This window comes from Atlantibacter sp. (assembly GCF_032062175.1).
In the GTDB taxonomy this organism is placed as follows: Bacteria; Pseudomonadota; Gammaproteobacteria; order Enterobacterales; family Enterobacteriaceae; genus Atlantibacter.
This window is the reverse complement of sequence record NZ_DAMBQK010000039.1, coordinates 1-15,517: the sequence shown is the minus strand read 5'-3', so window position 1 is coordinate 15,517 and position 15,517 is coordinate 1. Positions and strand designations below refer to the sequence as shown.

The window sequence follows — 15,517 nt, the reverse complement described above, 5'->3', positions numbered from 1 at the left end:
CCGAGGCGGGTTTTTTTACGATACTACAGATTACTCTGCAGCAGCTTCTGCTTTCGACTCAGAGCGATCAACCAGCTCGATGTATGCCATCGGCGCGTTGTCGCCTGCACGGAAGCCACACTTCAGAATGCGAGTGTAACCACCGGCGCGGCTCGCGAAACGCGGGCCCAGCTCGTTAAACAGTTTTGCCACGATCTCGTTATCACGAGTGCGGGCGAATGCCAGACGACGATTAGCAACGCTATCAGTCTTGGCAAGAGTAATCAGCGGCTCAACTACGCGACGCAGCTCTTTCGCTTTAGGCAGGGTCGTCTTGATGATCTCATGACGAACCAGAGAACCTGCCATGTTGCGGAACATAGCCTGGCGATGGCTGCTGTTGCGGTTCAGTTGACGACCACTCTTACGATGGCGCATGACCTTATCCTTCTCAGTAAAACCTTAACCTGTGATCCGGTTACTCGTCAGCAATGCTTGCCGGCGGCCAGTTTTCCAGGCGCATGCCCAGAGACAGACCACGGGAGGCCAGCACGTCTTTAATCTCAGTAAGAGATTTTTTACCCAGGTTCGGCGTTTTCAGCAACTCAACCTCGGTACGCTGTACCAGATCACCGATATAGTGGATAGCTTCTGCCTTGAGGCAGTTAGCAGAGCGGACAGTCAATTCCAGATCGTCAACAGGGCGCAGCAGGATCGGATCGAATTCTGGTTTTTCTTCTTTCACTTCCGGCTGACGTACATCACGTAAGTCAACGAAAGCTTCCAGTTGTTCAGCCAGAATGGTCGCCGCACGACGAATCGCCTCTTCAGGATCGATTGTGCCGTTGGTTTCCATTTCGATGACCAGCTTGTCCAGGTCGGTACGCTGTTCTACACGCGCTGCTTCAACATTGTAGGCAATACGCTCTACAGGGCTATAGCATGCGTCGACCAGCAGACGGCCGATTGGGCGCTCATCTTCTTCCGAATGAATTCGGGCAGAAGCCGGCACATAACCACGACCGCGCTGAACTTTGATACGCATGCTAATAGCTGCGTTTTCATCGGTCAGGTGGCAGATCACGTGCTGCGGCTTGACGATTTCGACATCTCCATCATGGGTGATGTCGGCTGCAGTCACAGGGCCAATGCCAGATTTATTCAGGGTAAGGATAACTTCATCTTTACCTTGAACTCTTACCGCCAGCCCTTTCAGGTTAAGCAGGATTTCCAGGATATCTTCCTGAACACCTTCTTTGGTGCTGTACTCGTGCAGTACACCATCAATCTCAACCTCAGTCACCGCGCAACCCGGCATCGATGAAAGCAGAATACGGCGCAGTGCGTTACCCAGAGTATGGCCAAAGCCACGCTCTAAAGGCTCAAGGGTCACCTTGGCGTGCGTCGAACTCACTTGCTCGATATCTACCAGGCGCGGTTTTAGAAACTCTGTCACAGAACCCTGCATTGTGTCCTCTCTTTGGTACTAAGCTTTACTTGGAGTAAAGCTCGACGATCAGGTGTTCGTTAATGTCCGCAGACAGATCAGAACGCTCAGGCTTACGCTTAAACGTACCTTCCATCTTGCCACCATCAACTTCCAGCCAGGTTGGCTTTTCACGCTGCTCAGCCAGCTCCAGAGCTGCTTTCACGCGAGATTGCTTTTTCGCTTTCTCACGAATGCTGACTACGTCGTTCGGGCTAACCTGATAAGAAGCGATGTTAACAACACGACCGTTTACCATGATAGCTTTATGGCTAACCAGCTGACGTGCTTCAGCACGAGTAGCGCCAAAACCCATACGGTATACAACGTTGTCCAGACGACCTTCCAGCAGAGCTAACAGGTTTTCACCGGTGTTGCCTTTCAGACGCGCTGCTTCTTTATAGTAGTTACGGAACTGACGCTCCAGCACACCGTAGATACGGCGAACTTTTTGCTTTTCACGCAACTGCACACCATAGTCAGACAGACGCGGTTTACGCGCACCGTGCTGGCCAGGAGCTTGTTCAATTTTACACTTGGTATCGATCGCGCGAACGCCAGACTTAAGGAATAAGTCTGTACCCTCGCGACGGCTCAGCTTGAGCTTAGGACCCAAATATCTTGCCATTTTCTTTCTCCAACATTCCTAAAAACGAGCGTTATACGCGACGTTTTTTCGGCGGACGACAACCGTTGTGAGGGATCGGAGTCACATCAGTAATATTAGTGATGCGGAAACCAGCGGCGTTCAGAGCACGAATGGTAGATTCGCGACCCGGACCCGGTCCCTTAACCATAACTTCCAGGTTCTTGATACCGTATTCTTTCACGGCTTCTGCGCAACGCTCTGCTGCAACCTGAGCTGCAAACGGAGTGGATTTGCGAGAACCACGGAAACCGGAACCACCGGCAGTTGCCCAACCCAACGCGTTACCTTGACGATCGGTAATAGTCACGATGGTGTTGTTGAAAGAAGCATGGACATGAGCCACGCCGTCAGAGACTTGTTTTCTTACACGTTTACGTGCACGAATTGGTGCCTTTGCCATTATTCAATCACCCCGATTATTTCTTGATCGGTTTGCGCGGACCCTTACGGGTACGTGCGTTGGTCTTGGTACGCTGACCGCGAACCGGGAGACCACGACGATGACGCAAACCGCGATAGCAACCAAGGTCCATCAGACGCTTGATGCTCATGCTCACTTCACGGCGCAGATCACCTTCAACGACAAATTTGGCAACTTCGTCACGCAGCGTGTCGATTTGTTCTTCAGACAGCTCACTGATCTTAACATCTTCAGCGATACCCGCAGCGGCGCAGATGGCCTTGGAGCGAGTCTTGCCGACACCGTAGATCGACGTTAACGCGATCACGGTATGTTTCTGATCAGGAATGTTAATGCCTGCTATACGGGCCACTATGCACTCCTACTATTTAATTATGCGTCCCATGCTGAAAAGCCCGTTTTCAGGATACTCAAATGGAAAACGCATAGACATACAAAAGATTGGCTGGCTAATCTAGCCAGCTCAACCCAACTTTGCAAGAAAAATATGCGAGATAAATCAGCCTTGACGCTGTTTATGCTTCGGCTCGGCACTGCAAATCACGCGGATGACGCCATCACGCTTAACGATTTTGCAGTTACGGCATAATTTCTTGACGGAAGCACGAACTTTCATTTTTACTCTCCGTAACTTCTTAAGCGACCATTAACGGCCATAGCCTTTGAGGTTCGCTTTCTTCAATGCAGACTCGTACTGACTGGACATCATCAGAGTTTGCACTTGAGCCATAAAGTCCATAATGACGACAACAACGATTAGCAGTGAGGTCCCACCGAAGTAGAACGGCACTTTCATTGCATCACGCATGAACTCCGGGATCAGGCAGATAAAAGTAATATAAAGCGCGCCAACTAAAGTCAGGCGAGTCATTACTTTATCGATATACTTCGCCGTTTGCTCTCCCGGACGAATTCCTGGTACAAATGCACCGGACTTCTTCAGGTTATCAGCTGTTTCTCTCGGGTTGAAAACCAACGCGGTATAGAAGAAACAGAAGAAGATGATTGCAGACGCATAGAGTAACACATAAAGCGGTTGCCCAGGCTGCAAATACAGCGAAATTGTTGTCAGCCAGTTCCAACCGGTACCACCCCCGAACCATGACGCGATGGTCGCCGGGAACAGAATAATACTGGAAGCAAAAATCGCCGGGATAACCCCCGCCATATTCACTTTCAGCGGTAAATGTGTGCTCTGTGCAGCATAGACACGACGACCTTGTTGACGCTTCGCATAGTTCACCACAATGCGGCGTTGACCACGCTCTACGAAAACAACAAAGAAAGTCACTGCAAATACTAATACTGCAACCAACAGCAACAGGAGGAAGTGCAGGTCGCCTTGACGCGCTTGCTCAATCGTATGGCCAATGGCTGGCGGGAGGCCCGCAACGATACCAGCGAAGATAATGATTGAGATACCGTTACCGATACCACGCTCAGTAATCTGTTCGCCGAGCCACATCAGGAACATCGTCCCTGTAACCAGACTTACAACAGCGGTGAAGTAGAACGCAAAGCCTGGGTTAATAACCAGGCCCTGCATTCCAGGCATATTCGGCAGACCGGTAGCAATACCGATCGACTGAAATATTGCCAACACCAACGTACCGTAACGGGTGTACTGGCTAATCTTACGACGGCCAGACTCCCCTTCTTTCTTGAGCTCTGCCAGGGCCGGATGAACGACCGTTAACAGCTGGATAATAATGGATGCCGAAATATACGGCATGATACCCAAAGCAAAGATTGAAGCTCGGCTAAGAGCACCACCAGAGAACATGTTGAACATTTCAATGATGGTGCCACGCTGTTGATCAAGCAGTTTGGCAAGTACAGCGGCATCAATACCAGGGATCGGAATAAAAGAGCCAATACGGAACACAATCAGCGCACCGATAACAAACAGCAGTCTGCGTTTCAGTTCGCCAAGGCCACCTTTGGCACTTTGAAAATCTAATCCCGGTTGTTTAGCCATCTGCTACTTATTCCTCAGTTTTACCGCCAGCAGCTTCGATAGCAGCACGAGCGCCTTTAGTAACACGCAGACCGCGTACAGTTACCGGACGAGTTACCTCGCCAGAAAGGATCACTTTCGCGAACTCGATCTGGATACCGATAATGTTTGCAGCTTTCAGCGTGTTCAGGTCAACGACATCGCCTTCTACTTTAGCCAGGTCAGACAGACGAACTTCTGCAGTGACCATTGCTTTACGAGAAGTAAAACCGAATTTCGGCAGACGACGGTATAACGGCATCTGACCACCTTCGAAACCGCGACGTACGCCACCGCCAGAACGAGAGTTCTGACCTTTGTGACCACGACCACCGGTTTTACCGAGGCCAGAACCGATACCACGACCCAGACGCTTGGAAGCGTGCTTAGACCCTTCGGCCGGAGACAGAGTATTTAAACGCATCTCTTACTCCTCAACTTTAACCATGTAGGAAATCGCGTTAACCATACCGCGTACAGCAGGAGTATCCTCGCGCTCTACGGTGTGGCCAATACGACGCAGACCCAGGCCAAGCAGCGTTGCCTTGTGTTTCGGCAGACGACCGATTGCACTGCGGGTTTGAGTAATTTTAATAGTCTTTGCCATGGTCATTACCCCAGAATTTCTTCAACGGATTTACCACGCTTGGCAGCGACCATTTCTGGAGAATTCATATTTTCCAGGCCATCGATAGTTGCACGAACCACGTTAATCGGGTTGGTGGAACCGTACGCTTTAGCCAGTACGTTATGAACTCCAGCGACTTCCAGAACGGCGCGCATTGCACCACCGGCGATGATACCGGTACCTTCGGAAGCCGGCTGCATGAATACACGAGAACCCGTGTGAACACCTTTAACCGGGTGCTGCAGGGTGCCGTGGTTCAGCGCGACGTTAATCATATTGCGACGGGCTTTTTCCATCGCTTTCTGGATGGCTGCCGGAACTTCGCGTGCTTTACCGTAACCAAAACCAACGCGACCGTTACCATCGCCTACTACAGTCAGAGCTGTGAAGGAGAAAATACGACCACCTTTTACGGTTTTAGATACGCGGTTAACCGCGATCAGCTTTTCCTGCAGTTCGCCAGCTTGTTTTTCGATGTGAGCCATCTTACACCTCTACCTTAGAACTGAAGGCCAGCTTCACGGGCAGCATCTGCCAGTGCCTGGACACGACCATGATATTGGAAACCAGAACGGTCAAAAGACACTTCTTTGATACCTTTTTCCAGAGCGCGTTCAGCAACTGCTTTACCAACAGCAGCGGCAGCGTCTTTGTTCCCAGTGTACTTCAGTTGTTCAGTGATAGCTTTTTCAACAGTAGAAGCTGCTACCAGAACTTCAGAACCATTCGGTGCAATTACCTGTGCGTAAATATGACGCGGGGTACGATGTACCACCAGGCGAGTTGCACCCAGCTCTTTGAGCTTGCGGCGTGCGCGGGTCGCACGACGGATACGAGCAGATTTCTTATCCATAGTGTTACCTTACTTCTTCTTAGCCTCTTTGGTACGCACGACTTCGTCGGCGTAACGAACACCCTTGCCTTTATAAGGCTCAGGACGACGGTAGGCGCGCAGATCAGCTGCAACCTGACCGATCAGCTGCTTATCAGCGCCTTTCAGCACGATTTCAGTCTGAGACGGACATTCAGCAGTAATCCCTGCCGGCAGTTGATGGTCAACAGGATGTGAGAAACCCAGAGCCAGGTTTACTACATTGCCTTTAACCGCTGCACGATAACCTACACCAACCAGCTGCAGCTTCTTAGTGAAGCCTTCGGTAACACCGATAACCATTGAGTTCAGCAGTGCACGAGCAGTACCCGCCTGAGCCCATCCATCCACGAAACCATCACGCGGACCGAAAGTCAGAGCGTTGTCTGCTTGTTTCACTTCAACAGCATCGTTGAGAGTACGAGTCAGCTCGCCGTTTTTACCTTTGATCGAAATAACCTGACCGTTGAGTTTTACCTCTACGCCGGCAGGAATAACGACCGGTGCCTTAGCAACACGAGACATTTTTTCCTCCGATTACGCTACGTAGCAGATAATTTCGCCACCAAGACCAGCCTGGCGCGCTGCACGATCGGTCATAACACCTTTAGAGGTAGATACGACAGCGATACCTAAACCAGCCATTACTTTCGGCAGCTCATCTTTTTTCTTATAGATGCGCAGACCTGGGCGGCTGACACGCTGAATGCTTTCTACCACAGCCTTGCCCTGGAAATACTTAAGAGTCAGTTCCAGTTCCGGCTTGGTGTCGCCTTCAATTTTAAAATCTTCAATAAAACCTTCTTCCTTCAGCACGTTGGCAATTGCCACTTTCAGCTTGGAGGAAGGCATGGTGACCGCAGTTTTATTCGCGGATTGACCGTTACGGATACGGGTCAGCATATCCGCGATCGGATCTTGCATGCTCATCTGTCTTTACTCCCGTGATTCAATTGGTGACAATTACCAGCTAGCCTTCTTAAGACCCGGAATTTCACCGCGCATAGCGGCTTCACGGACCTTAATACGGCTCAACCCGAACTTCCGCAGGAAAGCGTGCGGACGACCAGTTTGGCGGCAGCGGTTACGCTGACGAGACGGGCTGGAATCACGCGGCAGAGACTGCAGCTTGAGAACGGCATTCCAACGATCTTCGTCAGAAGCGTTCACATCAGAAATGATCGCTTTCAGTTCAGCGCGTACAGCGAAGTATTTTTCAGCTAAAGCTACGCGTTTTACTTCGCGTGCTTTCATTGATTGCTTAGCCATGAAGTAACCCTACCTTACTTGCGGAACGGGAAGTCAAAGGCAGCCAGCAGAGCACGGCCTTCATCATCGGATTTCGCAGTAGTGGTAATGGTAATATCCAAACCACGAACGCGATCGACTTTATCGTAATCGATTTCCGGGAAGATGATCTGCTCACGGACACCCATGCTGTAGTTACCACGACCGTCGAAAGACTTAGCGGACAAGCCACGGAAGTCACGGATACGCGGTACAGCAATAGTGATCAGACGCTCAAAGAACTCCCACATGCGTTCGCCACGCAGAGTCACTTTACAGCCGATCGGATAGCCCTGACGGATTTTGAAGCCTGCAACAGATTTGCGTGCTTTGGTGATCAACGGTTTTTGACCGGAGATTGCTGCCAGGTCAGCTGCTGCGTTATCCAGCAGTTTCTTGTCAGCGATCGCTTCACCAACACCCATGTTCAGGGTGATCTTCTCGACCCGAGGGACTTGCATGACAGAATTGTAGTTAAACTCAGTCATGAGTTTCTTAACTACTTCGTCTTTGTAGTAATCATGCAGTTTCGCCATCGTACTACTCCAAATTACTTGATAGTTTCGCTATTAGACTTGAAGAAACGGACTTTTTTGCCGTCTTCGAATCTAAAACCTACACGGTCAGCCTTGCCGGTTGCCGCATTGAAGATTGCAACGTTAGAAACCTGAATAGCAGCTTCTTTTTCAACGATGCCGCCTGGTTGGTTCAGGGCCGGAACCGGCTTCTGATGTTTCTTAACCAGGTTGATACCTTCAACGATGAGCTTGCCGGAAGACAAGACATTCTTAACTTTACCGCGCTTACCTTTATCTTTACCGGTTAACACGATAACTTCGTCATCACGACGGATTTTAGCTGCCATGATTCGCTCCTTAGAGTACTTCTGGTGCCAGAGAGATAATTTTCATGAACTTTTCATTACGCAGTTCACGAGTTACCGGCCCAAAAATACGCGTGCCGATTGGCTGCTCGCTGTTATTGTTTAAAATAACGCATGCATTGCCATCGAAGCGAATGACAGAACCGTCCGGGCGACGAACGCCCTTCCTGGTGCGCACCACTACCGCCTTCAGGACATCGCCTTTTTTCACCTTACCGCGAGGAATTGCTTCCTTGATGGTAATTTTGATGATGTCGCCGACGCCTGCGTAGCGACGGTGCGAGCCACCCAGAACCTTGATACACATTACGCGACGTGCGCCGGAGTTGTCGGCCACGGTCAGCATAGTCTGTTCTTGGATCATTTCAGTGCTCCGCTAATGTCAACTACTACTTCGGGACCCAATAAATCGGGTCGTTAAAAAGCCCCATAATCGAGGGCGCGGCATTATAACACCGGTTCCTACATATGGGTAGAAAAAATAAACGGCTCATCGCTGAGCCGTTTATTCGTATTGAGAAAGGCTACTGTATTACAGAACCGCTTTCTCTACAACGCGAACCAGCGTCCAGGACTTAGTCTTGGACAGCGGACGGCATTCACGGATTTCAACCTTGTCGCCGATACCGCATTCGTTGTTCTCGTCATGTACGTGCAGTTTGGTCGTACGCTTAATGAATTTACCGTAGATCGGGTGTTTCACAAAACGTTCGATAGCAACAACAATGGATTTCTCCATTTTGTCGCTAACAACGCGACCTTGCAGAGTACGGATTTTATCGGTCATTACGCACCCGCCTTCTCAGTCAGTAAAGTCTTAACGCGTGCGACATCACGACGCACTTGCTTCAACAGGTGAGACTGTTGCAGCTGGCCACTTGCAGCCTGCATACGCAGGTTGAACTGCTCACGCAGCAGGTTCAGCAGCTCGGTGTTCAGCTCTTCAACACTTTTCTCACGCAGCTCTTTTGCTTTCATTACATCACCGTCTTAGTTACAAAGGTGGTTTTAATCGGCAGTTTCGCTGCTGCCAGCTTGAATGCTTCACGGGCCAGCTCTTCCGGTACTCCGTCCATTTCATACAGGACTTTACCCGGCTGAATCAAGGCAACCCAATACTCCACGTTACCTTTACCTTTACCCATACGCACTTCGAGCGGCTTTTCGGTGATCGGTTTGTCCGGGAATACACGGATCCAGATCTTACCTTGACGCTTAACTGCACGGGTCATAGCACGACGTGCTGCTTCGATCTGACGGGCAGTCAGACGACCACGGCCAACAGCTTTCAGACCGAAAGTGCCGAAGCTAACATCCGTACCCTGCGCCAGACCACGGTTGCGGCCTTTGTGCACTTTACGGAATTTTGTACGCTTTGGTTGTAACATCAGCGACGCTCCTTATTTACGGCCTTTACGCTGCTGCTTTTTAGGTTGAGCAGCCGGTTTTTCCGGTTGTTCAACAGCAGCCATACCACCCAGGATCTCGCCTTTGAAGATCCACACTTTAACGCCGATTACACCGTAAGTGGTGTGCGCTTCAGAGGTGTTGTAGTCAATGTCAGCACGCAGGGTATGCAACGGAACACGACCTTCACGGTACCATTCAGTACGTGCGATCTCCGCGCCGCCCAGACGGCCGCTAACTTCAACTTTGATACCTTTAGCGCCCAGACGCATTGCGTTCTGTACAGCACGCTTCATCGCACGACGGAACATAACACGACGTTCCAGCTGAGAAGTGATGCTGTCAGCAACCAGTTTTGCGTCCAGTTCAGGTTTACGAACTTCGGCGATATTGATCTGAGCAGGAACGCCAGCGATATCCGCTACGACCTTGCGCAGTTTTTCTACGTCTTCACCTTTCTTACCGATAACGATACCCGGGCGAGCGGTGTGAATGGTCACACGGATGCTCTTAGCCGGACGCTCGATAACGATACGAGATACGGACGCTTTAGCCAGTTCCTTAGTCAGGTACTGACGTACTTTAAAGTCGCTGTCCAGGTTGTCAGCGAATTCTTTGGTGTTCGCAAACCAGGTAGAGTTCCATGGTTTTACAATACCCAGGCGAATACCATTAGGATGTACTTTCTGACCCATTGCTAGTCTCCAGAGTCTCAGCGATCGGACACAACCACAGTGATGTGGCTGGTGCGCTTCAGGATGCGATCTGCACGACCTTTCGCACGCGGCATAATGCGCTTCATGCTCGGGCCTTCGTCTACGAAAATTTTCGCAACTTTCAGATCGTCAATGTCAGCGCCATCGTTGTGTTCAGCGTTAGCAATGGCAGATTCCAGTACTTTCTTAACCAATACCGCAGCTTTCTTGTTGGTATAGGTCAGGATGTCCAGGGCCTGCGACACTTTCTTACCGCGAATCAGGTCAGCAACAAGGCGAACCTTCTGAGCAGAAGAACGAGCATGGCGATGTTGAGCTAAAGTTTCCATCTCTTCCTCCTACCTTATTTCTTCTTCGCTTTTTTATCAGCAGCGTGGCCGCGATAAGTACGAGTCGGTGCGAATTCACCCAGTTTGTGACCGACCATTTCGTCGGAAACAAAGACTGGAACGTGCTGACGACCATTATGGACAGCGATGGTCAAACCGATCATGTTAGGAAAGATCGTTGAACGACGGGACCAAGTGCGCAGGGGCTTCTTGTCTCCGCTTTCCACCGCTTTCTCTACCTTCTTCAGCAAGTGCAGGTCAATAAAAGGACCTTTCTTGAGAGAACGTGGCATGGCTTATCCTCTAATATTATTTGCTACGGCGACGTACGATAAATTTATCAGTACGCTTGTTGCTGCGGGTCTTCTTACCTTTGGTCTGAACGCCCCACGGAGTTACCGGGTGCTTACCAAAGTTACGACCTTCACCACCACCGTGTGGGTGGTCGACTGGGTTCATCGCAGTACCGCGAACGGTAGGACGAACACCACGCCAGCGTGCAGCACCAGCTTTACCCAGAACGCGCAGCATATGCTCAGCATTGCCAACTTCGCCCAGAGTCGCGCGGCAATCTGCTTCGACTTTACGCATTTCACCAGAACGCAGACGCAGGGTGACATAAGCACCATCGCGAGCAACGATCTGAACGTAAGTACCCGCAGAACGCGCCAGCTGACCGCCTTTACCTGGTTTCATTTCTACGTTATGAACGGTAGAACCAACCGGGATATTGCGCATCGGCAGGGTGTTACCCGCTTTGATTGCAGCATCAACGCCAGACTGAATCTGGTCGCCAGCTTTCAGGCCTTTCGGGGCCAGGATGTAACGGCGTTCGCCGTCTTTGTACAGAACCAGCGCGATGTTCGCGGAACGGTTCGGATCGTACTCAAGACGCTCAACAACTGCCGGGATACCATCTTTGTTGCGTTTGAAGTCAACAATACGGTAAGCCTGCTTGTGGCCACCACCGATGTGACGAGTGGTGATGCGACCATTGTTGTTACGACCACCGGATTTGCTGTTTTTTTCCAGCAACGGAGCAAAAGGTTTGCCCTTGTGCAGCTCAGGGTTAACCACTTTAACAACGTGGCGACGACCCGGAGATGTCGGTTTACACTTAACAACTGCCATTGTATTACTCCTCCGACTTACTCAGCGCCGCCAACGAAGTCCAGGTTCTGGCCTTCTTTCAGGGTGACGTAAGCTTTTTTCCAGTCGCTACGACGACCGATACGCTGTCCGTGACGTTTAACTTTCCCTTTAACGACCAGGGTGTTAACGACTTCGACTTCGACTTCAAACAGTTTCTGCACAGCAGCTTTGATTTCTGCTTTAGTCGCGTCTTTGGCAACTTTGAGAACGATGGTGTTGGTTTTTTCCATCGCAGTAGACGCTTTCTCAGAAACGTGCGGTGCACGCAGCACCTTCAGCAAACGTTCTTCACGAATCATGCCAGCATCTCCTCAACTTGCTTAACAGCGTCAGCCGTCATTACGACTTTGTCGAAGGCGATCAGGCTTACCGGATCGATGCTCACTGCGTCACGTACGTCAACCTTGTGCAGGTTGCGTGCAGCCAGGAACAGATTCTCATCCAGTTCACCGGTGATGATCAGCACATCTTCCAGAGCCATGTCTTTCAGTTTCTGAGCCAGCAGCTTAGTTTTCGGCGCTTCTACAGAGAACTTCTCGACAACGATCAGACGATCTTGACGTACCAGTTCGGACAGGATGCTTTTCAGCGCGCCGCGGTACATCTTTTTGTTAACTTTTTGACTGTGGTCCTGCGGGCGAGCAGCGAAGGTTACGCCACCGGAACGCCAGATCGGGCTCTTGATAGAACCTGAACGCGCACGGCCGGTACCTTTCTGGCGCCACGGCTTTTTACCGGAACCAGTTACTTCAGCACGGGTCTTCTGAGCACGAGTACCCTGACGAGCACCAGCTGCGTAAGCAACTACAACCTGGTGTACCAGCGCTTCGTTGAAATCACGACCGAAGGTAGTTTCGGAAACAGTCAGCGCGCTTTGCGCGTCTTTCAATACTAATTCCATTGCTATCTCCTCACGCCTTCACAGCTGGTTTAACGATCAGGTTGCTACCGGTTGCACCGGGAACAGCACCTTTAACCAGCAGCAGGTTGCGCTCAGCGTCAACACGTACTACGTCCAGGCTCTGAACGGTTACACGTTCGTTACCCAGCTGACCTGCCATTTTCTTGCCTTTAAACACTTTGCCCGGAGTCTGGTTCTGACCGATAGAACCCGGAACGCGGTGAGACAAGGAGTTACCGTGGGTAGCGTCCTGGGTACGGAAGTTCCAGCGCTTAACGGTACCTGCGAAACCTTTACCTTTAGAGGTGCCAGTTACGTCAACTTTTTTCACTTCTGCAAACAGTTCAACGCTGATGCTCTGACCAACAGTGAACTCTTCGCCGTCTGCCAGGCGGAATTCCCACAGACCACGGCCAGCTTCAACGCCAGCTTTAGCGAAGTGACCAGCTTCCGGCTTGGTTACACGGTTAGCTTTTTTAGCACCAGTGGTAACCTGAATTGCACGGTAGCCGTCGTTAGCCAGGTCTTTAACCTGAGTAACACGGTTTGCTTCTACTTCGATAACGGTTACTGGGATAGAAACACCGTCTTCAGTGAAGATACGGGTCATACCCACTTTTTTACCGACTAAACCAATCATTGTTTCAACCTCTCAATCGCTCAATGACCTGATTAACCCAGGCTGATCTGCACGTCTACACCGGCAGCCAGATCCAGACGCATCAGAGCATCAACGGTTTTCTCGGTTGGCTCAACGATGTCAACCAGACGCTTGTGAGTGCGAATTTCGTACTGATCGCGCGCGTCTTTGTTAACGTGCGGAGAGATCAGAACGGTAAAGCGCTCTTTGCGGGTCGGCAGCGGGATCGGACCACGTACTTGCGCACCAGTGCGCTTAGCAGTCTCGACGATTTCGGCGGTTGATTGATCGATCAGACGATGATCAAACGCTTTCAAGCGGATACGGATTCTTTGGTTCTGCATGAGACCAGAGCTCCAATTATTTATAGACGAAAATAATTACTCCTCGCACCCATTACGATTGATGGGGGAGTGTAATCGTTTTTACATAGCTTCCCAATTGGAAGCATTGTTAAGCAACAAACTGCATTGCTCCGGTTCTGATTGAACCTGCCGTCAATAATGACAAGCCCGCGCATTATACGGAATTACGCAGCTTAAGCAAGTGCTGTTTACTATTCGTGCGTTCAGGGCTGGAATCCGGCGCGCATTTTTTTGCCGGGGCTATGGAAAAGCACTGAAAAAGCCTGAAGACGGCCTCCATCTTTGAGAAACAGCGCTACAGCCAGGTTCATCATTTTGGCATTGTTGGTGCCTCCCCTACCCCATTGTCATGGAGGTGCCAGTGACCGTAGCCTTTATGCTTTTTTATTTAGTAATGTGCAGTTGCCTTAGTTGGTATGACTGGCGCACAGCCTTGCTTCCCGATCGTCTGACCTGTCCATTACTGTGGGGCGGCCTGTTGTTCAACCTATTCTGCATACCGGATTCTTTATCGGGTGCCGTACTTGGCGCAGTTGCGGGTTATGGATTTTTTGCCTGCTTCTATTGGCTATACCGCAGCCTACGTGGTCACGAAGGGCTGGGATATGGAGATGTAAAATTACTGGCGGCGCTCGGTGCATGGCATGGATGGCAATCCCTATCGGCCATCATCTTAATAGCCTCGCTAAGCGGTTTGATCGTTGCTGGGCTACTACTCTTGGCAAATTCTGACAGACATAAAAAAACCCCGCTGCCGTTTGGTCCATTTCTGGTGGCTGCAGGGTTCTGCATAGGCTGGCCAACATTCGAGCAGCCTATATTGGTGCTGTTCAATTCTGTTCTTTGATCTGAGATTGCAGGTAATTCTGCAAACCAATCTTAGCGATCAGATCCAGTTCGGTTTCCAGCCAGTCAATGTGGTGTTCTTCGTCCGCAAGAATTGCGATCATCATGTCACGGCTGACATAGTCATGGACGCTATCCGCATAGGCAATCGCTTCACGCAGATCTTTAGCGCCTTCAAGTTCGAGATTCAGGTCAGATTGCAGCATCTCTTCCACATCTTCGCCGATGTGTAATTTACCGAGATCTTGCAGGTTTGGGATGCCTTCGAGGAACAGAATACGCTCGATATACTTATCGGCGTGTTTCATTTCATCGATGGATTCGTGGTATTCGACATCATTGAGGCGCATCAGGCCCCAGTCTTTGAACATTCTTGCGTGAAGAAAATACTGATTGATTGCGACAAGCTCATTTCCCAATAATTTATTGAGATAATTTATTATCTTGATATCACCTTTCATTTTATAGTCCCTCCGCTTCCACTACATGAAGCGTAGATCGACTAAAAGGGAAGTCAAAAAAAAGATGACGCTTTAAGCAATCTCTTTGTATTCCGGGATCTGCATCAATTCATCCTGCATGATTTCGCGCGCGGCACGAACGCATTTACCACATTGATTCCCTACAGGAATAAATTTACGCAACTGCTGAAATGACTGTGGATGGAACTGGCGAACTGCCTGGCGGATCTTTTTATCGCTGACACCGTTACATAAACAAACGTACATGATGGCTCCCGTTCAAATTATGCGCAGTGTAAATGAGAATAGTTATGATTACAATAGCACAATTGTAAACGGTAGAGAGCGAGCGTAACGAAAATTACCGAGCAGAAAATTACCGAGCAATAGAAAAACAAAAAGGGCGCCGAAGCGCCCTTTTCAATTCAGGGTAATTACTTAGCCCAGAACTTTAGCAACAACGCCCGCGCCAACGGTACGGCCGCCTTCACGGATTGCGA

31 protein-coding genes are annotated in these 15,517 nt (G+C 50.2%); 1 reads left to right on the top strand and 30 read right to left on the bottom strand.

Going from position 1 to position 15,517, the window contains the following annotated elements; all coding sequences use genetic code 11:
* Nucleotides 1-30: 30 nt before the first annotated feature.
* The 28 genes from rplQ to rpsJ all read right to left on the bottom strand — a co-directional run bounded on the left by rplQ (nucleotide 31) and on the right by rpsJ (nucleotide 13,689).
* Nucleotides 31-417 (bottom strand): 50S ribosomal protein L17, encoded by a 387-nt coding sequence (rplQ, locus tag RT120_RS21525; RefSeq protein ID WP_001216372.1) that lies wholly within the window; start codon nucleotides 415-417, stop codon nucleotides 31-33.
* 40 nt (nucleotides 418-457) lie between these two features.
* A complete protein-coding gene (locus RT120_RS21520; protein WP_002919219.1) occupies nucleotides 458-1,447 on the bottom strand; it encodes a DNA-directed RNA polymerase subunit alpha in 990 nt (329 codons plus the stop codon).
* A gap of 25 nt (nucleotides 1,448-1,472) precedes the next feature.
* Nucleotides 1,473-2,093, bottom strand: coding sequence for a 30S ribosomal protein S4 (gene rpsD / locus RT120_RS21515; RefSeq protein WP_002438686.1), 621 nt, complete (start codon nucleotides 2,091-2,093; stop codon nucleotides 1,473-1,475).
* 31 nt (nucleotides 2,094-2,124) lie between these two features.
* Entirely contained in the window at nucleotides 2,125-2,514 is a 390-nt protein-coding gene (rpsK, locus tag RT120_RS21510; RefSeq protein ID WP_002438687.1) for a 30S ribosomal protein S11, read from the bottom strand.
* A gap of 16 nt (nucleotides 2,515-2,530) precedes the next feature.
* Complete coding sequence (gene rpsM, locus RT120_RS21505) at nucleotides 2,531-2,887, bottom strand: 30S ribosomal protein S13 (RefSeq protein ID WP_002438688.1); 357 nt, start codon at nucleotides 2,885-2,887, stop codon at nucleotides 2,531-2,533.
* Between the two features lie 147 nt (nucleotides 2,888-3,034).
* Nucleotides 3,035-3,151, bottom strand: coding sequence for a 50S ribosomal protein L36 (rpmJ, locus tag RT120_RS21500; RefSeq protein WP_000868187.1), 117 nt, complete (start codon nucleotides 3,149-3,151; stop codon nucleotides 3,035-3,037).
* A 30-nt stretch (nucleotides 3,152-3,181) separates the two neighbouring features.
* Nucleotides 3,182-4,513 (bottom strand): preprotein translocase subunit SecY, encoded by a 1,332-nt coding sequence (gene secY / locus RT120_RS21495; protein WP_125295717.1) that lies wholly within the window; start codon nucleotides 4,511-4,513, stop codon nucleotides 3,182-3,184.
* Nucleotides 4,514-4,520: 7 nt separating this feature from the next.
* The gene (gene rplO / locus RT120_RS21490; protein WP_002438693.1) at nucleotides 4,521-4,955 is read right to left on the bottom strand and encodes a 50S ribosomal protein L15; all 435 of its coding nucleotides are present in this window, start codon (nucleotides 4,953-4,955) and stop codon (nucleotides 4,521-4,523) included.
* 3 nt (nucleotides 4,956-4,958) lie between these two features.
* Nucleotides 4,959-5,138, bottom strand: a complete 180-nt coding sequence (gene rpmD / locus RT120_RS21485) for a 50S ribosomal protein L30 (protein WP_002438695.1) — start codon at nucleotides 5,136-5,138, stop codon at nucleotides 4,959-4,961.
* Between the two features lie 5 nt (nucleotides 5,139-5,143).
* Nucleotides 5,144-5,644 carry a 30S ribosomal protein S5 gene (gene rpsE / locus RT120_RS21480; protein WP_002438697.1) on the bottom strand — a complete coding sequence of 167 codons (501 nt, stop codon included), beginning with the start codon at nucleotides 5,642-5,644 and terminating at the stop codon, nucleotides 5,144-5,146.
* 14 nt (nucleotides 5,645-5,658) lie between these two features.
* The gene (gene rplR, locus RT120_RS21475; RefSeq protein WP_002438699.1) at nucleotides 5,659-6,012 is read right to left on the bottom strand and encodes a 50S ribosomal protein L18; all 354 of its coding nucleotides are present in this window, start codon (nucleotides 6,010-6,012) and stop codon (nucleotides 5,659-5,661) included.
* A 9-nt stretch (nucleotides 6,013-6,021) separates the two neighbouring features.
* On the bottom strand, nucleotides 6,022-6,555 hold the full coding sequence (gene rplF, locus RT120_RS21470) for a 50S ribosomal protein L6 (protein ID WP_312985881.1): 534 nt from the start codon (nucleotides 6,553-6,555) through the stop codon (nucleotides 6,022-6,024).
* Between the two features lie 12 nt (nucleotides 6,556-6,567).
* Nucleotides 6,568-6,960, bottom strand: a complete 393-nt coding sequence (gene rpsH, locus RT120_RS21465) for a 30S ribosomal protein S8 (protein ID WP_312985879.1) — start codon at nucleotides 6,958-6,960, stop codon at nucleotides 6,568-6,570.
* 33 nt (nucleotides 6,961-6,993) lie between these two features.
* Nucleotides 6,994-7,299, bottom strand: coding sequence for a 30S ribosomal protein S14 (gene rpsN, locus RT120_RS21460; protein ID WP_002438702.1), 306 nt, complete (start codon nucleotides 7,297-7,299; stop codon nucleotides 6,994-6,996).
* Between the two features lie 14 nt (nucleotides 7,300-7,313).
* Nucleotides 7,314-7,853, bottom strand: coding sequence for a 50S ribosomal protein L5 (rplE, locus tag RT120_RS21455; RefSeq protein WP_002438703.1), 540 nt, complete (start codon nucleotides 7,851-7,853; stop codon nucleotides 7,314-7,316).
* Between the two features lie 14 nt (nucleotides 7,854-7,867).
* The gene (gene rplX, locus RT120_RS21450) at nucleotides 7,868-8,182 is read right to left on the bottom strand and encodes a 50S ribosomal protein L24 (protein WP_004106345.1); all 315 of its coding nucleotides are present in this window, start codon (nucleotides 8,180-8,182) and stop codon (nucleotides 7,868-7,870) included.
* A gap of 10 nt (nucleotides 8,183-8,192) precedes the next feature.
* Nucleotides 8,193-8,564 (bottom strand): 50S ribosomal protein L14, encoded by a 372-nt coding sequence (rplN, locus tag RT120_RS21445; RefSeq protein WP_002438705.1) that lies wholly within the window; start codon nucleotides 8,562-8,564, stop codon nucleotides 8,193-8,195.
* A gap of 168 nt (nucleotides 8,565-8,732) precedes the next feature.
* Nucleotides 8,733-8,987, bottom strand: a complete 255-nt coding sequence (rpsQ, locus tag RT120_RS21440) for a 30S ribosomal protein S17 (RefSeq protein WP_002438707.1) — start codon at nucleotides 8,985-8,987, stop codon at nucleotides 8,733-8,735.
* Nucleotides 8,987-9,178: a 50S ribosomal protein L29 gene (rpmC, locus tag RT120_RS21435; RefSeq protein WP_000644742.1), complete on the bottom strand. Its 192-nt coding sequence runs from the start codon at nucleotides 9,176-9,178 to the stop codon at nucleotides 8,987-8,989. The genes rpsQ and rpmC overlap by 1 nt, the downstream gene beginning before the upstream one ends.
* Nucleotides 9,178-9,588 (bottom strand): 50S ribosomal protein L16, encoded by a 411-nt coding sequence (gene rplP, locus RT120_RS21430; RefSeq protein ID WP_002438716.1) that lies wholly within the window; start codon nucleotides 9,586-9,588, stop codon nucleotides 9,178-9,180. The genes rpmC and rplP overlap by 1 nt, the downstream gene beginning before the upstream one ends.
* A 12-nt stretch (nucleotides 9,589-9,600) precedes the next feature.
* The gene (gene rpsC, locus RT120_RS21425; protein ID WP_000529945.1) at nucleotides 9,601-10,302 is read right to left on the bottom strand and encodes a 30S ribosomal protein S3; all 702 of its coding nucleotides are present in this window, start codon (nucleotides 10,300-10,302) and stop codon (nucleotides 9,601-9,603) included.
* 17 nt (nucleotides 10,303-10,319) lie between these two features.
* On the bottom strand, nucleotides 10,320-10,652 hold the full coding sequence (rplV, locus tag RT120_RS21420) for a 50S ribosomal protein L22 (RefSeq protein WP_002919773.1): 333 nt from the start codon (nucleotides 10,650-10,652) through the stop codon (nucleotides 10,320-10,322).
* Nucleotides 10,653-10,666: 14 nt separating this feature from the next.
* Complete coding sequence (rpsS, locus tag RT120_RS21415; protein ID WP_001138115.1) at nucleotides 10,667-10,945, bottom strand: 30S ribosomal protein S19; 279 nt, start codon at nucleotides 10,943-10,945, stop codon at nucleotides 10,667-10,669.
* A gap of 16 nt (nucleotides 10,946-10,961) precedes the next feature.
* Nucleotides 10,962-11,783, bottom strand: a complete 822-nt coding sequence (gene rplB, locus RT120_RS21410; RefSeq protein ID WP_000301859.1) for a 50S ribosomal protein L2 — start codon at nucleotides 11,781-11,783, stop codon at nucleotides 10,962-10,964.
* A 17-nt stretch (nucleotides 11,784-11,800) separates the two neighbouring features.
* A complete protein-coding gene (gene rplW / locus RT120_RS21405; protein ID WP_000617546.1) occupies nucleotides 11,801-12,103 on the bottom strand; it encodes a 50S ribosomal protein L23 in 303 nt (100 codons plus the stop codon).
* On the bottom strand, nucleotides 12,100-12,705 hold the full coding sequence (gene rplD / locus RT120_RS21400; protein ID WP_002438727.1) for a 50S ribosomal protein L4: 606 nt from the start codon (nucleotides 12,703-12,705) through the stop codon (nucleotides 12,100-12,102). Before rplD ends, rplW begins: the two co-directional genes overlap by 4 nt.
* 10 nt (nucleotides 12,706-12,715) lie before the next feature.
* Complete coding sequence (gene rplC, locus RT120_RS21395) at nucleotides 12,716-13,345, bottom strand: 50S ribosomal protein L3 (protein WP_125295715.1); 630 nt, start codon at nucleotides 13,343-13,345, stop codon at nucleotides 12,716-12,718.
* Nucleotides 13,346-13,377: 32 nt separating this feature from the next.
* Complete coding sequence (gene rpsJ / locus RT120_RS21390) at nucleotides 13,378-13,689, bottom strand: 30S ribosomal protein S10 (RefSeq protein ID WP_001181005.1); 312 nt, start codon at nucleotides 13,687-13,689, stop codon at nucleotides 13,378-13,380.
* A 376-nt stretch (nucleotides 13,690-14,065) separates the two neighbouring features.
* Here rpsJ and RT120_RS21385 point away from each other — a divergent pair, with 376 nt between their 5' ends.
* Nucleotides 14,066-14,557, top strand: a complete 492-nt coding sequence (locus RT120_RS21385) for an A24 family peptidase (protein WP_312985870.1) — start codon at nucleotides 14,066-14,068, stop codon at nucleotides 14,555-14,557.
* Here RT120_RS21385 and bfr read toward each other — a convergent pair.
* Nucleotides 14,541-15,017 carry a bacterioferritin gene (gene bfr / locus RT120_RS21380; protein ID WP_312985868.1) on the bottom strand — a complete coding sequence of 159 codons (477 nt, stop codon included), beginning with the start codon at nucleotides 15,015-15,017 and terminating at the stop codon, nucleotides 14,541-14,543. The genes RT120_RS21385 and bfr overlap by 17 nt on opposite strands.
* 72 nt (nucleotides 15,018-15,089) lie before the next feature.
* Nucleotides 15,090-15,284 (bottom strand): bacterioferritin-associated ferredoxin, encoded by a 195-nt coding sequence (bfd, locus tag RT120_RS21375; protein WP_125295712.1) that lies wholly within the window; start codon nucleotides 15,282-15,284, stop codon nucleotides 15,090-15,092.
* Nucleotides 15,285-15,517: the final 233 nt, after the last annotated feature.

Bases quoted from the DNA above. Each gene is read 5' to 3' on its own strand.
- rpsJ (WP_001181005.1), bottom strand. From the start codon at position 13,689: ATGCAGAACCAAAGAATCCGTATCCGCTTGAAAGCGTTTGATCATCGT.
- rplP (WP_002438716.1), bottom strand. From the start codon at position 9,588: ATGTTACAACCAAAGCGTACAAAATTCCGTAAAGTGCACAAAGGCCGC.
- rpmJ (WP_000868187.1), bottom strand. From the start codon at position 3,151: ATGAAAGTTCGTGCTTCCGTCAAGAAATTATGCCGTAACTGCAAAATC.
- rpsK (WP_002438687.1), bottom strand. From the start codon at position 2,514: ATGGCAAAGGCACCAATTCGTGCACGTAAACGTGTAAGAAAACAAGTC.
- secY (WP_125295717.1), bottom strand. From the start codon at position 4,513: ATGGCTAAACAACCGGGATTAGATTTTCAAAGTGCCAAAGGTGGCCTT.
- rplX (WP_004106345.1), bottom strand. From the start codon at position 8,182: ATGGCAGCTAAAATCCGTCGTGATGACGAAGTTATCGTGTTAACCGGT.
- rplQ (WP_001216372.1), bottom strand. From the start codon at position 417: ATGCGCCATCGTAAGAGTGGTCGTCAACTGAACCGCAACAGCAGCCAT.
- rpsE (WP_002438697.1), bottom strand. From the start codon at position 5,644: ATGGCTCACATCGAAAAACAAGCTGGCGAACTGCAGGAAAAGCTGATC.
- rplO (WP_002438693.1), bottom strand. From the start codon at position 4,955: ATGCGTTTAAATACTCTGTCTCCGGCCGAAGGGTCTAAGCACGCTTCC.
- rplD (WP_002438727.1), bottom strand. From the start codon at position 12,705: ATGGAATTAGTATTGAAAGACGCGCAAAGCGCGCTGACTGTTTCCGAA.
- rpmD (WP_002438695.1), bottom strand. From the start codon at position 5,138: ATGGCAAAGACTATTAAAATTACTCAAACCCGCAGTGCAATCGGTCGT.
- rpsS (WP_001138115.1), bottom strand. From the start codon at position 10,945: ATGCCACGTTCTCTCAAGAAAGGTCCTTTTATTGACCTGCACTTGCTG.
- rplV (WP_002919773.1), bottom strand. From the start codon at position 10,652: ATGGAAACTTTAGCTCAACATCGCCATGCTCGTTCTTCTGCTCAGAAG.
- rplF (WP_312985881.1), bottom strand. From the start codon at position 6,555: ATGTCTCGTGTTGCTAAGGCACCGGTCGTTATTCCTGCCGGCGTAGAG.
- rplW (WP_000617546.1), bottom strand. From the start codon at position 12,103: ATGATTCGTGAAGAACGTTTGCTGAAGGTGCTGCGTGCACCGCACGTT.
- rpsQ (WP_002438707.1), bottom strand. From the start codon at position 8,987: ATGACCGATAAAATCCGTACTCTGCAAGGTCGCGTTGTTAGCGACAAA.
- rpmC (WP_000644742.1), bottom strand. From the start codon at position 9,178: ATGAAAGCAAAAGAGCTGCGTGAGAAAAGTGTTGAAGAGCTGAACACC.
- RT120_RS21520 (WP_002919219.1), bottom strand. From the start codon at position 1,447: ATGCAGGGTTCTGTGACAGAGTTTCTAAAACCGCGCCTGGTAGATATC.
- rpsC (WP_000529945.1), bottom strand. From the start codon at position 10,302: ATGGGTCAGAAAGTACATCCTAATGGTATTCGCCTGGGTATTGTAAAA.
- rpsD (WP_002438686.1), bottom strand. From the start codon at position 2,093: ATGGCAAGATATTTGGGTCCTAAGCTCAAGCTGAGCCGTCGCGAGGGT.
- rplE (WP_002438703.1), bottom strand. From the start codon at position 7,853: ATGGCGAAACTGCATGATTACTACAAAGACGAAGTAGTTAAGAAACTC.
- rplB (WP_000301859.1), bottom strand. From the start codon at position 11,783: ATGGCAGTTGTTAAGTGTAAACCGACATCTCCGGGTCGTCGCCACGTT.
- rplR (WP_002438699.1), bottom strand. From the start codon at position 6,012: ATGGATAAGAAATCTGCTCGTATCCGTCGTGCGACCCGCGCACGCCGC.
- rpsH (WP_312985879.1), bottom strand. From the start codon at position 6,960: ATGAGCATGCAAGATCCGATCGCGGATATGCTGACCCGTATCCGTAAC.
- bfr (WP_312985868.1), bottom strand. From the start codon at position 15,017: ATGAAAGGTGATATCAAGATAATAAATTATCTCAATAAATTATTGGGA.
- rpsN (WP_002438702.1), bottom strand. From the start codon at position 7,299: ATGGCTAAGCAATCAATGAAAGCACGCGAAGTAAAACGCGTAGCTTTA.
- rplN (WP_002438705.1), bottom strand. From the start codon at position 8,564: ATGATCCAAGAACAGACTATGCTGACCGTGGCCGACAACTCCGGCGCA.
- bfd (WP_125295712.1), bottom strand. From the start codon at position 15,284: ATGTACGTTTGTTTATGTAACGGTGTCAGCGATAAAAAGATCCGCCAG.
- rplC (WP_125295715.1), bottom strand. From the start codon at position 13,345: ATGATTGGTTTAGTCGGTAAAAAAGTGGGTATGACCCGTATCTTCACT.